This is a genomic window from Bradyrhizobium sp. CFUWI (assembly GCF_056429085.1).
Map to the genome: position 1 here is coordinate 305,708 of NZ_JBWJZE010000002.1, position 14,007 is coordinate 319,714.

Here is a 14,007-nt window from a genome sequence, read left to right on the forward strand (position 1 = left end):
AGCCTCGCGCCAGGCCCGGGGCCCCCGGTCTGCGCAGCTTCGGGAGGTTTCCGGCGGCAAAGGCGGGATGGAGAGATGCAGCTCTGCAACAGGTCCGCAGCAAAACGCGGCGTCCTTGAATTATGACGTAGTATCAACCTCTTACATCTGCCAATGAAGGTTGAGGGAAGACCTGATTTGGTGGACGCGGCGCCAATTTGGCCGCATTTGCCAGTGCTTGTGCCTTCTCTGAAAGCCGCTATGTCCGCGGCGATTTGCCATCAGAACAAGCCGTTCCGGTCGTCCGCCCTGTGCGGTCCGGGTCCGGTGCGATTCTGCCGCCAGAATGAAGGAATACAATGCGTAAGCTTCTCGTCGCTCTCACCCTGCTGTCGGCATCTGTTTCGACGGCGGCGTTCGCCCAGCAGGGGCGTGGCACGGACGCCGAGCAGAAAGCCTGCACGCGCGACGTGCAGAAGTTCTGCCGTCCGGTTATCGACCAGGGCGATTTCACCATTCTGGCCTGCCTCAAGGAGAACCGCTCCAAGATCTCGCAGGCCTGCGACCAGGTCCTGAAGAATCACAACCAGTAGGCTCGGCCACTGGCCCACATAGGCGGCCCCGGGGCCGCCTTTTCGGGCCCTTTCGCCAAGGCAGCCATCGAGAGACAGGATTGGTTTTGCGGCCGTATTCCCCTATATGGGGGCCGCGGCGGATCGCCGGCACGAGCCCGCGAGCGAACAAGCCCTTTCTATCCAAACGATTGTAAGCCAGCCCTCGATGACCTCTGCGAGCGAATTGCGATCCGGCAAGGGAGACCGCGACGAGAATTTTCCCGTCGCGTCCTGGATCATTCATCCGCGTCATCGCGCCCTGATCCTGGCGTACTATAATTTCGTCCGCACCGCCGACGACATCGCCGACCACGCCACGCTCCCGCCCGACCAGAAACTCGCTTATCTCGACCTGCTGGAGGCCGAGCTGCTCGGCAAGGGCGATACCCAGGCCGAGGCCGTCAGTTTGCGGCATGCGCTCGCCGAGCGCGGCATGGCGCCGCGCCATGCCCTCGACGTGCTGACCGCGTTCCGCATGGACGTGACCAAGCTGCGTTACGAGACCTGGGACGAGGTCATCCACTATTGCCGCTATTCCGCGATGCCGGTCGGCCGCTTCATGCTCGACGTCCATGGCGAGAGCACCTCGACCTGGGCCGCATCGGATGCGCTCTGCGCGGGCCTGCAGATCAACAACCACCTGCAGGATTGCGGCAAGGATTTCCGCGAGCTCAACCGCGTCTATCTGCCGCGCGATGCGCTGGCAGCACACGGCGCCTCGGTCGAGCAGCTCGGCCTTGCCCAATCGCCGCCGGCGATGCTGGCCTGCCTGCACGGGCTTGCCGCGCGCAACGAAGCGCTGCTCGACGAGGGCAGGTCGCTGGCTGCCGAGATCCGGGATTTTCGCCTCGGCGTCGACGTCGCGGTGATCCAGGCCTATGCCGACCGCATCGTGCGCCTCTTGAAGGTGCGCGATCCGCTGCGCGAGCGGGTGCATCTGAACAAGTTCGAGCTGCTCGTCTTCAGCCTTGCCGGGATGCTCAGTGAGGCCGGCCGCCGCGCGATAGGACGCAAGGCCATTTCCAGACCGGGGACTGCCCATGACGCTTGAGGCGACCTCGCCCGGCGCCAATTATGGCACGACCGCATCCGGCAGCTCCTTCTACGCCGCGATGCGCATCCTGCCGCATGACCAGCGCGAAGCGATGTTCCAGATCTACAGCTTCTGCCGCCAGGTCGACGACATCGCCGATTCCGACGGCCCGCGCGAGGAGCGGCTCGCCGCGCTTCAGGAATGGCGCAACGACATCGAGGCGCTCTATCAGGGCAATCCGCCGCCGCGGCTGAAGGATTACGTCGCCTCGGTGAAGGCCTTCGGCCTCAAGCGCGAGGATTTCCTGGCGATCGTCGACGGCATGGAGATGGACGTGCCGCAGGACATCCGCGCGCCCGACATGGCGACGCTGGATCTGTATTGCGATCGCGTCGCCAGCGCGGTGGGACGGCTGTCGGTGCGGGTCTTTGGCCTGCCCGAAGAAGACGGCATCCAGCTCGCCTATCATCTGGGCCGCGCGCTTCAGCTCACCAACATCCTGCGCGACATCGACGAGGACGCCGGCCTCGGCCGGCTCTATCTGCCGCGCGAGGCGCTGCTGCATGCCGGCATCACCTCCAGCGATCCGAACCGCGTGATCGCCGAGCGCGCGTTGCCGAAGGTCTGCCTGCCGCTGACGCAGCGTGCGAAAGCGCATTTCGAGAAGTCGGACGAGATCATGAACCGCAACAAGCGCCGCGCCGTGCGCGCGCCGCGGATCATGTCGAAATATTATCATTCCATTCTGGATCTGCTGATTGCGCGCGGTTTCAACGCGCCGCGCCAGCCGGTGCGTGTGTCGAAGGTCACACGCATCGCCATCCTGCTCCGTTACGCTTTCATCTGATGCAAAAGACAGCTCACATCATCGGTGCTGGAATTTCCGGCCTCTCCGCCGCCGTGCGGCTCGCCAATGCCGGCTTCAAGGTCGCCGTGCACGAGGCCACGCACCAGGCCGGCGGCCGCTGCCGTTCCTATTTCGACGGGGCCACCAACCTCACCATCGACAACGGCAATCATCTGCTGCTGTCGGGCAACAGCCATGCGCGCGCCTATGCGCGCGCGATCGGCTCCGAGGCGGGCTTGGTCGGCCCCGAGAGCGCGCAGTTTCCGTTCGTCGACATTAAGACCGGGCAGCGCTGGCAGATCGATCTCGGCAGCGGTCGGTTGCCGACCTGGGTGCTCGACGAGAGCCGCCGCGTGCCCGACACGGGCCTTGCCGATTACCTGAAGCTGGCGCCGTTGATCTGGGCGTCGGAAGAGACATTGGTCGGCAAGTCGATTCCTTGCGAAGGCGTGCTCTATCAGCGCCTGGTGCAGCCGCTGCTGCTCGCAGCCCTCAACGTCGATCCGCCCGAGGGCTCGGCGGGGCTTGCCGGCGCGATCGTGCGCGAGACGCTGCTTGCCGGCGGGCAGGCCTGCCGTCCGCTGATCGCGCGCGACGGTCTCAGCGCCGTGCTGATCGAGCCCGCGGTGAAGTTCTTGGCTGAACGTGGCCACATTGTTCAGCTCGGCCATGAGCTGCGCTCGTTCGCGACCGGCGACGGCAAGGCCAGTGCGCTGCATTTCGGCGGCGAGGATGTGATCCAGCTCGGTGAGGGCGATGTCGTCGTCATGGCGGTGCCGCCGCGCGCCGCCGCCAGCCTGCTGCCCGGCCTGAAGACGCCGACGGAATTCCGCGCCATCGTCAATGCGCATTTTCGCATCACGCCGCCGCCGGGTTCGGCGCCGATCCTCGGCGTGATCGGCGGCATCGTGGAATGGCTGTTCGCGTTCCCGAACCGGCTTTCCGTCACCATCAGCAATGGCGACCGTCTGGTCGACATGCCGCGCGAGGAACTCGCGCAGGCGGTCTGGAACGATGTCTGCAAGGCGGGCGGCGTGTCCGGCGAGCTGCCCCCTTGGCAGATCGTGCGCGAGCGCCGCGCCACATTTGCGGCGACGCCGGCGCAGAATGCCCTGCGTCCGGGGCCGGTCACCGCGCTGAAAAACCTGTTCCTTGCGGGGGATTGGACTGCTACGGGATTGCCTGCAACCATCGAGGGGTCGGTCCGGTCCGGTGATCGCGCCGCCGATCTGGTTCTGGCCGCCAAAGCATCCTGAAAGGCGGCCCTGACGGGCAGACGTCCCGGCCAATTTCAATCCACTATCGGAGCAATCGAGCGAGATGGATTCCGTGAACGCGACCAGCCGCGAAGCCCTTCAACAGGAGGCCTTGCAACCGGGGACCTTGCAACCGGGCATCTTGGAATCGAGCATTGCATCGGCGACGCAGGGCGTCCTCGAACTCCAGCAGGCGGACGGCCATTGGGTGTTCGAGCTCGAGGCCGACTGCACGATTCCGGCCGAATACGTCCTGTTGCGCCACTATCTCGCCGAGCCGGTCGATGCCGTGCTCGAAGCCAAGATCGCCAATTATCTTCGCCGCATCCAGGGCGCCCATGGCGGCTGGCCGCTGGTGCATGACGGCGAGTTCGACATGAGCGCCAGCGTGAAGGCCTACTTCGCGCTGAAGATGATCGGCGATTCCGTCGACGCCCCGCACATGGTGCGTGCGCGCGAGGCGATCCATGCGCGCGGCGGTGCGATTCACAGCAACGTCTTCACCCGCTTCCTGCTTGCGATGTACGGCGTGGTGACCTGGCGCGCGGTGCCGGTGCTGCCGATCGAGATCGTGCTGCTGCCGTTCTGGTCGCCGTTCCACCTCAACAAGATCTCCTATTGGGCGCGCACCACCATGGTGCCGCTGATGGTGCTCGCAGCGCTGAAGCCGCGCGCGAAGAATCCGAAGGGCGTCGGCATCGACGAATTGTTCCTGCAGGATCCGCGCTCGATCGGCATGACCGCCAAGGCGCCGCACCAGAGCATGGCCTGGTTCCTGCTGTTTCGTTCGCTCGACGCGATCTTGCGCGTGATCGAGCCGCTGTTTCCCAAGAGCCTGCGCAAGCGTGCCATCGACGCCGCGCTCGCCTTCACCGAGGAGCGCCTCAACGGCGAGGACGGCATGGGCGCGATCTATCCGCCCATGGCCAACATCGTCATGATGTACGACGCGCTCGGCAAGGACGAGAATTATCCGCCGCGCGCGGTCACGCGCCGGGGCATCGACAAGCTGCTCGTGATCGGCGAGGAGGAGGCCTATTGCCAGCCCTGCGTCTCACCGGTCTGGGACACGACGCTGACGGCGCATGCGCTGCTGGAGGCGGGCGGCGACAAGGCGGTGCCAGCCGCCAAGCAGGGCCTCGACTGGTTGATCCCGAGGCAGGAGCTCGAGCTGAAGGGCGACTGGGCGGTGAAGCGGCCCGACGTGCGTCCGGGCGGCTGGGCCTTCCAGTACAACAACGCGCATTACCCAGATCTCGACGACACCGCCGTGGTGGTGATGTCGATGGACCGCATGCGCCGCGAGCACGGCGCCACCGGCTACGACACCGCGATCGCCCGCGGCCGCGAGTGGATCGAGGGCATGCAGAGCGACGACGGCGGCTGGGCCGCCTTCGACGTCAACAATCTCGAATATTACCTCAACAACATCCCGTTCTCCGACCACGGCGCGCTGCTCGATCCGCCGACCGAGGACGTCACGGCGCGCTGCATCTCGATGCTGGCCCAGCTCGGCGAGGCCGCGAAGACCAGCAAGCACGTCGCCGACGGCGTCGCCTATTTGCGCAAGACCCAGCACCCCGAGGGGTCCTGGTACGGCCGCTGGGGCATGAACTTCATCTATGGAACCTGGTCGGTGCTCTGTGCCCTCAACATGGCCGGCGTCGACCACAAGGACCCCATGATTCGCAGAGCCGCCGCCTGGCTGGCCTCGATCCAGAACAAGGACGGCGGCTGGGGCGAGGATGCCGTCAGCTACCGGCTGGACTACAAGGGCTGGGAAGCTGCCCCCTCGACCGCCTCGCAAACGGCATGGGCCTTGCTTGCCCTCATGGCGGCAGGCGAGGTTGATCACCCGGCCGTTGCCCGCGGGGTGGAGTACCTGATTGCAACACAAAACAAAAAAGGACTGTGGGACGAGCAGAGGTACACCGCCACAGGCTTCCCCCGCGTGTTCTATCTACGTTATCATGGTTACCCAAAGTTCTTTCCGCTGTGGGCGTTGGCGCGGTATCGGAACTTGCGGAACACCAACAGCAGGGTGGTAGGGGTCGGAATGTGACTTTGGGGACGGGGGACTATTTTACCGCGGGTCAGGCCATCGACCCGCGGCCGATACTGATCGTGACCGGACTGGTGCAGGAGGCCCGCATCGCGGCCGGGCCGGGAATGGCCGTCATCTGTTCATCCAGCAGCCCGACGCAGTTGCGGGCGCTTCTGACCGTGGTGGATCCCGAGACGATTCGCGGCGTGATCTCGTTCGGCGTCGCCGGCGGGCTCGACCCGAGCTTGCGCTCCGGCGACGTCGTGCTGGCGACCGAGGTGCTGTCCGGCGACACCCGCTGGGCCGCGGGGCTCTCGCTCGGCGACGATCTGATCGACCGCCTGACGTCGGGACGCCGCCGCGTCGTGCGCGGCAGCCTCGCCGGTGCTGAGGAAGTGGTCACCAAGCGCTCCTGCAAGGCGGCGCTGCATTCTGAGACGGGCGCCGCTGCCGTCGACATGGAAAGCCACATCGCCGCCGCCTACGCCGCCGAAGCCGGACTGCCCTTTGCCGCGGTTCGCGTCATCAGCGACCCCGCTCACCGCGCGCTGCCGGCGATCGCCCGCGCCGCGATCAAGCCGAACGGCCAGATCGACCTCGCCGCCGTGCTGCGCGGCATCGTGCGCAATCCGGCAACGCTGCATGCCCTGGTCTCGACCGGCATCGACTTCAACCGCGCCCTGCGGAGCCTGCGCGGCTGCCGCGATTATTTGATCGGGACGGAGCTGATCGAGAGCGAGCCGTTGGTGTCGAAAGCGGCCTGAGCGGCCGCGTCGAGAGCTGGCGAAAGACAAGGCCCGGTCAAGCGCCGGGCCTTTAGCATTCGATCGCCTAAGCAGCTAACTGCACTACGCCACCCCAAGCTCAACTTGCTCGGAATTTCTTCCGCACGTGCCTACCGATCGCCTGATCGGGTACTCTTCTCCTTCGAAAGCCTTGGTCTGAGATCCAACCCTCTCGCCATCAGCCTTACGGTGCCGCCAAGGCCATTTGCCAACCGCTCAGCCTCATCGTTAAGAACAGTGATCAGCTGCTTGAAACCTAGACGCTCGCCCGTCTTTGGATGTTCCCACTGACGATGTCTTGCGATTGTCACGAGGAGACAGCCTGCACGGCACTCATCTGCCGCCATGTATTTTGTCAGGAGCTGATCGTGAATGGTGTTGAACAAGTCCGTACCTGAGCGCTCATCACCGAGCTTGAGTTCAATTACCCCCTGCTGGCCCGAACCGGTCGACCGAAACCGGATATCGGTTTCCTTCTCGTCGGCGGTTACGCTTTCCTGATCGATAATATAGCTCTGTCGGGAGGCGTCTCGCAGTACGAGTGCAAGTGCCCGTCGCATTACATGCTCGTCGTTGATGCTGGCCCATAGTTCTCGCGGCGAAACGTCTTGGAGTAAGAGATCGTCAATGTCATCGAGACGATCCCGCATCACCGCGAACATCGCGTCCCTTGTCTTGGGCGGAGACTCACCGTGCCGTTCGAGAGCTGAGAACTCGGCCTCGGTGAGCACGACGTCGTCCGCTTCTTCTGCGGCCTTCTCCTCCGCCACGGCAATAGCGCGATCCTTGAGATGCGCAAACAGCGGGTCGTTGGCCATTTCGATTTTCACGGTCCAAGCTTCGGTGCCGGGTGATGCAAACAGCGCGCTCAAGATGGCATTGCGTCCGCGTTCGGCATGGTCCCGCGTGTCTGGCGTATATGAGCCCTTATGATGGTTATCGTCATCGGGCCGAACCTGGCGGTAAGCGAGACGGAGAAGGCGCAGCAGGAGAGCCGGACCAAAGCGGGCGCTGCCAAGGTCGAAGCCCAGGCCTCCGTGGTCGTGGTTGAAGAGGTCTGCGAAGATTTGTACGGCAGGTCCCGTTTTGCCGATCGTCATGCCGGCCATTCCCTTCTCGAGCGTGTCAACGCCAGCCTCAGGATCGCGATTCAGGAGTGCCGTCAGCCACACTTTTGCGATAGGGGTCGTAATATCTTCCCCAAGATGCTGTTTCGCTGTTTCGCAGATGAACCTGCGATCATCATCATTCCCGGTCTTCACAAGCAGTTCGATCGCTTGCCGCAGATTTTGTTCATAACGAAAATCGGTGGAACCACTGTTCCCTGCAATCTCTGTCACCCAGGCTCGAATGCGGGGAACGAAGAGAGCCGCGACGATGGCCGGAGCGTGAACGATGTGCTGAAGAAATATCGAATAGGCGCCGGCGTTCGTTGTCTCTTTCAAGGCCAAGCTCAATTCTTGGCCAAGGACGCGATCAACAGCTTGGGGGTATTCAACCGTCAAGCTTTCCAGCCACGAGGGAAGAGCATTCATCTCAACCGGCGCGAAACGACAGGCAAGTTCGGCTTCCTGCTCTGTCAGTTTTTGAGCCCAGTTCAGATCTTCGGCCTCTGCCGCTATACAGGCAAGGCCGAACTGCCATCGAACCAGAAACGTGTCCTTCTTGTCTTCGGCACGCTCGCTACGGAGCGTCGGTCTTTCCTTTCGCCACGCCGCCATCATCGTCTCGCGGAGCCGATCGGCGACGCTCTTGCCAAACTGCGCCTCGATGAAACGTCGATTCCATCCCGAAGCCAGGCTTTTCTCGCCGGAACGTTGGATCGCGCGCCATAAGTCCCAGGCGGTACCTTCCGCGCGATCACCTGAAAAGACAGAAGTTGGGTTCTGCGCGAGTTCGCGCCAAAACGTCACCCAGCCTGCATGGTCTTCGGCCGCGCGTCTCTCGGCTTGTTTCGTCCGCTTTGTATTCTCCGCTTCCATGCGACGAAATTGGGCCGAGATCTCCTGCGGTTTCATGCGGTCACCGATGATCATCGTGAGGGCCGGAGAGTCAGAAACGAGCGGCTTTAGCCCCTCAAGCAGCTCCTGATAGTTCGTTGCTCCGCGATGAAGCAGGTTCATTTGGGCATATAGCATCATCTCGCGGTGATCGATCGGAGTCTGTCGATCGGCGAGACGTTGGCGAACCCATGCATCGTCTCTATCGTTTAATTGAATGCCACCATGGTGCGACAGATCAAAAATGTGCTCCCAAGCTCCCGCACTCTTATGAAGATTCGCGACAAAACGACTTTCGGCCCAGAAGGCTCTTTCGCGCGCACTGGGTGAGAGCTCATCGAGAGTTCGTCGCAGCGAGGCGAGCGCATTTCTTTCGTTGCTGTACTCCTCCTTTGAAAGCCGAATCGAAAGAAGGCTCGATGCGATCCACGCATCACTCCTTACACCTGCGAGCTCCTGGCGGCGGCATGTTGAACCGAGCGCAGGTACCAGATCGTATCGTCTAGTTCGAATGTGTGGGAACTTGTTCTGGTCCCATGTGATCCCGTCAAGGATCAGAGCTGTGAGTGATTGCCTCAGTGCGTCGAGGTACTCCGGCCTCAGGTCGGCGGTCTCAATTTCGTGCGGCAAGCGATGGGTAAGCTCACCAATGCTGCGGGGATGCTCCCGTACCCGTCCGAGTATCTTCGACAACTGATCAACTGATACATGCCCCGGGAAAAGTTCTATGAGAGCCCGGCGCGCCATGACATCGGGCCATCGATCCGACTCCACCTCTAACGATGTGACCAGCGGCCCAAGTCGTTCATCATTAAGCTGTATCATCGCCTCGATGGCCAGGGTGCGCTCGCGGATGTCTCCGACCGCGTCCATTGCGACAGCGTGGACAATGTCTCCGCACTCCTTCAGCTTGCCAATGGCAATTACCCGAAGAAGAAAGGTCCGCACTTCAGGATTCTCGATCTCGCGTTCCCACAAGCGCTTCACGCTGGCGGCAAGTTCCGGGCAAGTGAAACGGTGCGCCTGAATTTCAGGGATACTGAGGCCTCGCCAGCCGCCGCTGCCGTAGCGGTCCACATAGGCTTCGAGGGCCCTGACCCGCTGTACCGGGCTCAAAGACTGCGGATCGCCGTGGTTGAGAATGACGGCGGGGTCGAGCAACAGAACGTCGTCAAGAATGGTGCTGCGCCAAAGAGCAAGCCACGCTGCTACCGGTCGCATCGACGGTCGAGCTGTTGGGGTCCCCTGCGCCGTCGTCACAAACAGGAGCCTCTTGATGGATTTGATGGCCACACCGCGGTCCAGAAGCGCATCGAGCCGCCTTGCAGCAAGAAATTCGAGCACGGATCGGTGATGAAAGCGAACGCGGCCGTAGCTCGCGAAACCAAACAGAGCGCGCTCCAGAAGAACGGATTGGGCCTCCGCGCCCCAGTCCAACAAAATCTTGGACACGTCCAACGCTGCTTCGCTTGTGTGGATGCTGTCAGCGTCAGCGGAGTGACGCAGGGTGAGTTTTCGGGTCAGCAGGGCGGCGAGCGCAAGGCGGCTTGCCCCCTCGATTGCGACCTCATGCGAAAGCTCGACCCTCTCTTTGGGTTCAGTTCTCGGCTTCAGCTTGGTGGCGACGTTCGACTCGACTTGTTCGCGGTGCGATCGGATACGATGGTGCTCGCGCCAATCTGAGCATAGTTCGATTAGATCTTGAGGACGTTCAGCGAACTCCTGCGCATCGCGTTCGCGGATATCCGCTAACAGCGCGTCAGGGTCGGCCAACCCCTGAAGAATGGCGAACTCCCGCATTTGCTCGGCCGACAAAGGCATCAGGCTGACATTGCGCCAAGGTTTGGGTCCGACCCCATCGGAGGGCTTGTTCTGGTTGCGCTCCATCATCATGTCGGCGAACGCCTCAGCTGTCGGTGTTGCCTCCCGCGACAGTGGAATGGGCAGATGCTCCCTGAAAAGCTCACGATCGATCGGCACTGGCCGAGTTGTGACGACGATTCTCGTACGGCTCAATTGGCCGGCCAGCGCCTTATTGAGCCGCTTGAGTGCCTGTTCGAAGCTACCAAGCGTAAGCTTTAGCTCATCGTAGGAATCTAGGAAGAAAGTCGCTGTTTCAGACTGAGATCGTAGCCACGCGTCAAAGCGCAACTCCTCTTCATGGCTGAGCATGTCGCGAACCGAGCTTCCTGAAAGGGCCGCAAGTTCCAGAAAGAATGCAGGCTCCCCGGCGCTCCAGAGCCTGGCCTGCTGTGCTTGGCACTCATACGTCTTTCCCGCCCCAGCCTCCGAGACGATGATGACGCGCCGCGAGAGCAGGAGCTCATCCCAGCCGAAACTGCCGCGCCAACCAATGCGAGCAAGTAGGGAGGCTCGTTCGATATCGGCAACCTCGACGTCCGAGAGATCCCGAAAAGAGCGCTTGATGGCTAGTGGGGTGACGGAAGCATCTGTTCTTTGAGGCATTGCATTGCCACGCTGAAGGACTTTGATTCGCTATCAGCTAGGTTAGCAGCACGTGGCGATTTTGGTGGCTAGACCAGCAATCGCTGGAGTTGCGTCCCTCCGCGCACTGTTACAGTAACGCCTGCGAGCATCAATCCCTCGTCCAATCCTCCAACCTCAATCCGGCGACACGCTGGAATTCTGCAGTGTTGTTGCTGACGAGCGGCAGGCCGCGCGCCATCGCTTGACCGGCGATCAAGACATCATAGGGACCGATCGGCGTGCCGCGCCGCGCAAGGTCTGCCCGGATCTCGCCGGCAGCTCGCGCGTCCTCCTGGTCGAGGTCGAGGATTTCGAGATCGGCAAAGAGGAGACGGAGCGTCTCGAGATTAAATTCGACCTTCTGGCTGCGATAAGCGCCGAAGTAGAGTTCGTGGGCAACGATGGCCGAGATCGCGAGTGCGCCGGGCTCGCTGGATTCGACCCGGCGCAGGAGAGGCTCTGACCGGCGTGTGACGAGTGCGATGACGGCGTTGGTGTCGAGAAGCCATTTTGTCATCGAAACGCCTGGTTCAGATCGGGACGCGTCTGCTCTTCAGGTTGCTCCCGGCCTTCGGCCATGAAGTCTGGGCTGAAACCGCGTGCGAGGGCCGCGCGAAGCGATGCCCACGGGCCGGTCGCGCTCCGCCTTGGGCGCAGGATCACAGCCTCGCCTTCGCGGGACACTTCGACTTCATCGACCGAAAAACGAAAATCCTTCGGCAGCCGGACGGCCTGGGAGTTGCCCGATTTGAACACCTTGGCGATGTGGGACATGGCGACCTCGTATATACTATTTCGTATATACGGTATGGGGGTGGCAAATGCAACGCCGAGCTACGGTTCTACTTTGCATGGGGTTGTTTTTGATTTTTTGCAAAGACCCGTACGGCCGGCAGTAGGTCTGGCAGACGTCTGCACGAGCCGTCGGGCAAAACACCACAAACGCCGTCAACCCCTTCCCGCAAAAATATTCCACTTTCCCGAATTTCGGATTTGTGGCATAGAGCGTCCATCCCGGCCCTGCCAGAGGGGCGCTTCGCGATCGTCACGAGATGCGGGTCGGGGTGCGGTGGACGCGGCAGCGCCGGCGCGAAAGGCGATGACAGGGCGGGCGACCGTTGAGTCATGCGCGGCGCGATACGACACGGCGCGGTAACAGCGGTTTCGGTCGTCGTCGGAGGTGAGCACACGCGAGCCCCCGGCGATCAGGTCGAACCGTCCGCGGACGGAGAAGTCGTGTGGTCCCGACGCCCGGGGTTCTGGCGTCAAATCTCGCCGTGATGCGGCGGCCAACCGGCACGCGCATCGGCCAGCGGCGAGGCGACGGGGGCAATAGTGCAACGCTCCCCGAGGAGAGCACGAAGGACACCGTTAAAACCATCCGCGCAGGGAAGGCCGGGCGACCGGCATCACCTGTGATCCACCCCGTGTGCATCTTTCGTTGCGCACGGATCGCGGGTGCCGCCGGCGCCCGGCCTTCCCTGCGCCCTCTGGTCTTTCGAGGGCGGTGAACACGAGCAAGACTCGGGCAAAAGGTGCCGCGAGAATGCGGATGTGCGTCTGCGATGAGAGCGCTGATGGAAAGAGCAAGCTGGTGCCGCATACGCCGTCATTGCGAGCGCGGCGAAGCAATCCAGAATCTTTCCGCGGAGGCAATCTGGATTGCTTCGCTGCGCTCGCAATGACGGGGCGGATAGCGTGGCTCAATCACCAATCAAAAAGGCCCGGTCGCGATCGCGGCCGGGCCTTTGTCGTGAGAGTTGAGTGCGTCCGCTCTTATGCCGCCGTCGAAGCCTTCTGTGCGGCCTTCGCCTGCGCGGCCTCGGCCTCGTCCTTGCGGATCTCCGAGAGCTTCTTCTGGACCTGCTCGGAGAAGATGTACTGCGCCGGGCGCTGCTTCGACATGTCGATCTCCGGCGCCATCGGGCCCGAGGTCTTGATGCCGCGCAGCGACACCCACATCGCCTTCAGCGGGTTGTTGAGGGCGGCGGTCGCCGCCGTCGGCTCGTAGCCGCAATGGGCCATGCAGTCGGCGCACTTCTCGTAACGGCCGGTGCCGTAGCTGTCCCAGTCGGTGGTCTCCATCAGCTCCTTGAAGGTCTTGGCGTAGCCTTCACCGAGCAGATAGCAGGGCTTCTGCCAGCCGAAGATGTTGCGCGCCGGCATGCCCCACGGCGTGCACTCGTATTCCTGGTTGCCGGCAAGGAAGTCGAGGAAAAGGGCCGAATGCATGAAGTTCCACTTCTTGCCCTTGCCCATCGCAAAGACGTCGCGGAACAGCTTCTTGGTCTTGGTGCGGTTGAGGAAGTGCTCCTGGTCCGGCGCGCGCTCATAGGCATAGCCCGGCGACATCGAGACGCCGACGCCGAGCTCGACGGTGAGGTCCAGGAACTTGGCGATCTCCTCGGCCGGATGGCCGTCGAAGATGGTGGCGTTGACGTTGACGGTGAAGCCGCGTGCCTTCGCCGCCTTGATCGCGGAGACGGCGCGGTCGAACACGCCCTTCTGCGACACGGCCTTGTCGTGGTGGTCGCGCAGGCCGTCGAGATGCACGGAGAAGAACAAATAAGGGGAGGGCTCGAACAGATCGAGCTTCTTCTCGAGCAGCAGCGCGTTGGTGCAGAGCGAGACGAACTTCTTGCGCGCGACGAGGCCGCGCACGATCTCGCCGATCTCCTTGTGGATCAGTGGCTCGCCGCCGGGAATCGCCACCATCGGCGCGCCGCACTCGTCGGCGGCGTCCCAGCACTCCTGCGCGGTCATGCGGCGGTTGAGGATCGCATCCGGATAATCGATCTTGCCGCAGCCGACGCAGGCGAGGTTGCAGCGAAACAGCGGCTCCAGCATCAGCACGAGCGGGTAGCGCTTGCGGCCAAGCAGTCTCTGCTTGAGCAAATAGCCGCCGATACGCATTTCCTTGAAGAACGGGATAGCCATTACGAGTTTCTTTCTGGGCTTTTGA

10 protein-coding genes are annotated in these 14,007 nt (G+C 62.6%); 6 read left to right on the plus strand and 4 right to left on the minus strand.

The features are described from left to right. The first annotated feature begins 338 nt into the window (after positions 1 to 338). The 6 genes from AC066S_RS05240 (at position 339) to AC066S_RS05265 (ending at position 6,537) form a co-directional block, all read left to right on the plus strand. The gene (locus AC066S_RS05240) at positions 339 to 572 is read left to right on the plus strand and encodes a hypothetical protein (protein ID WP_126256339.1); all 234 of its coding nucleotides are present in this window, start codon (positions 339 to 341) and stop codon (positions 570 to 572) included. Positions 573 to 759: 187 nt separating this feature from the next. Continuing rightward, positions 760 to 1,644 (plus strand): squalene synthase HpnC, encoded by an 885-nt coding sequence (gene hpnC / locus AC066S_RS05245; protein ID WP_478269088.1) that lies wholly within the window; start codon positions 760 to 762, stop codon positions 1,642 to 1,644. Next, positions 1,634 to 2,473: a presqualene diphosphate synthase HpnD gene (gene hpnD / locus AC066S_RS05250; protein WP_478269089.1), complete on the plus strand. Its 840-nt coding sequence runs from the start codon at positions 1,634 to 1,636 to the stop codon at positions 2,471 to 2,473. Before hpnC ends, hpnD begins: the two co-directional genes overlap by 11 nt. Further along, positions 2,473 to 3,729, plus strand: a complete 1,257-nt coding sequence (gene hpnE / locus AC066S_RS05255; RefSeq protein WP_126256334.1) for a hydroxysqualene dehydroxylase HpnE — start codon at positions 2,473 to 2,475, stop codon at positions 3,727 to 3,729. The genes hpnD and hpnE overlap by 1 nt, the downstream gene beginning before the upstream one ends. 64 nt (positions 3,730 to 3,793) lie before the next feature. Continuing rightward, entirely contained in the window at positions 3,794 to 5,791 is a 1,998-nt protein-coding gene (shc, locus tag AC066S_RS05260; RefSeq protein WP_478269090.1) for a squalene--hopene cyclase, read from the plus strand. Beyond that, complete coding sequence (locus AC066S_RS05265; protein WP_126256330.1) at positions 5,725 to 6,537, plus strand: phosphorylase; 813 nt, start codon at positions 5,725 to 5,727, stop codon at positions 6,535 to 6,537. Before shc ends, AC066S_RS05265 begins: the two co-directional genes overlap by 67 nt. 131 nt (positions 6,538 to 6,668) lie before the next feature. Here AC066S_RS05265 and AC066S_RS05270 read toward each other — a convergent pair whose 3' ends face one another. The 4 genes from AC066S_RS05270 to hpnH form a co-directional block, all read right to left on the minus strand. Beyond that, the gene (locus AC066S_RS05270) at positions 6,669 to 11,024 is read right to left on the minus strand and encodes an NACHT domain-containing protein (protein ID WP_478269091.1); all 4,356 of its coding nucleotides are present in this window, start codon (positions 11,022 to 11,024) and stop codon (positions 6,669 to 6,671) included. A gap of 130 nt (positions 11,025 to 11,154) precedes the next feature. After that, the gene (locus tag AC066S_RS05275; RefSeq protein WP_478269092.1) at positions 11,155 to 11,562 is read right to left on the minus strand and encodes a PIN domain-containing protein; all 408 of its coding nucleotides are present in this window, start codon (positions 11,560 to 11,562) and stop codon (positions 11,155 to 11,157) included. Beyond that, positions 11,559 to 11,819 (minus strand): antitoxin, encoded by a 261-nt coding sequence (locus tag AC066S_RS05280; RefSeq protein WP_478269093.1) that lies wholly within the window; start codon positions 11,817 to 11,819, stop codon positions 11,559 to 11,561. The genes AC066S_RS05275 and AC066S_RS05280 overlap by 4 nt, the downstream gene beginning before the upstream one ends. A gap of 1,002 nt (positions 11,820 to 12,821) precedes the next feature. Beyond that, positions 12,822 to 13,982 carry an adenosyl-hopene transferase HpnH gene (gene hpnH / locus AC066S_RS05285; RefSeq protein ID WP_126256328.1) on the minus strand — a complete coding sequence of 387 codons (1,161 nt, stop codon included), beginning with the start codon at positions 13,980 to 13,982 and terminating at the stop codon, positions 12,822 to 12,824. Between the last annotated feature and the right edge of the window lie 25 nt (positions 13,983 to 14,007).

What these genes read in the sequence shown, in the direction of transcription:
- AC066S_RS05240 (WP_126256339.1), top strand. Translation starts at nt 339, where the DNA reads ATGCGTAAGCTTCTCGTCGCTCTCACCCTGCTGTCGGCATCTGTTTCG.
- hpnC (WP_478269088.1), top strand. Translation starts at nt 760, where the DNA reads ATGACCTCTGCGAGCGAATTGCGATCCGGCAAGGGAGACCGCGACGAG.
- hpnD (WP_478269089.1), top strand. Translation starts at nt 1,634, where the DNA reads ATGACGCTTGAGGCGACCTCGCCCGGCGCCAATTATGGCACGACCGCA.
- hpnE (WP_126256334.1), top strand. Translation starts at nt 2,473, where the DNA reads ATGCAAAAGACAGCTCACATCATCGGTGCTGGAATTTCCGGCCTCTCC.
- shc (WP_478269090.1), top strand. Translation starts at nt 3,794, where the DNA reads ATGGATTCCGTGAACGCGACCAGCCGCGAAGCCCTTCAACAGGAGGCC.
- AC066S_RS05270 (WP_478269091.1), bottom strand. Translation starts at nt 11,024, where the DNA reads ATGCCTCAAAGAACAGATGCTTCCGTCACCCCACTAGCCATCAAGCGC.
- AC066S_RS05275 (WP_478269092.1), bottom strand. Translation starts at nt 11,562, where the DNA reads ATGACAAAATGGCTTCTCGACACCAACGCCGTCATCGCACTCGTCACA.
- AC066S_RS05280 (WP_478269093.1), bottom strand. Translation starts at nt 11,819, where the DNA reads ATGTCCCACATCGCCAAGGTGTTCAAATCGGGCAACTCCCAGGCCGTC.
- hpnH (WP_126256328.1), bottom strand. Translation starts at nt 13,982, where the DNA reads ATGGCTATCCCGTTCTTCAAGGAAATGCGTATCGGCGGCTATTTGCTC.